Genomic DNA, 482 nt, shown 5'->3' with positions numbered 1-482 from the left:
AAAAATATAGCTCCATGAGCAAAAGCTCCTGTCATGATGAATCCTGCGATGTATTGGTGATGAGTATATAACGCAGCTTGAGTCGTAAAGTCTTGTGCTATGAACGCATAAGCAGGTAAAGAGTACATGTGTTGAGCTACCAAGGAAGTAATAACTCCTAAGGAGGCTAGAGCAAGGCCTAATTGAAAATGAATCGAATTATTGATTGTGTCATAAAGACCCTTATGCCCACGCCCCAATCGTCCTCCCGGAGGAATATGTGCTTCTAAAAGATCTTTCATACTATGCCCAATCCCGAAATTGGTTCTATACATATGACCAGCAACAAGAAAAATAAATGCAATAGCTAAATGATGATGAGCCATATCGGTTAGCCATAAACTTTGCGTTTGTGGATGGAATCCCCCAAGAAGGGTTAGAATGGCAGTTCCGGATCCTTGGGAGGTACCAAATAAATGACTACTCGAGTCGGGGTTTTGAGC

1 protein-coding gene is annotated in these 482 nt (G+C 41.9%); it reads right to left on the bottom strand.

The features are described from left to right. The coding region (locus DLK05_RS19200) for a photosystem I psaA/psaB family protein (RefSeq protein ID WP_209319963.1) at positions 1 to 482 on the bottom strand (482 nt) is incomplete at both ends.

The organism is Ancylomarina longa (assembly GCF_003996985.1).
GTDB lineage: Bacteria > Bacteroidota > Bacteroidia > Bacteroidales > Marinifilaceae > Ancylomarina_A > Ancylomarina_A longa.
Note: the sequence above shows the minus strand (reverse complement) of the source record. Positions and strands in the feature narration are given on the sequence as shown.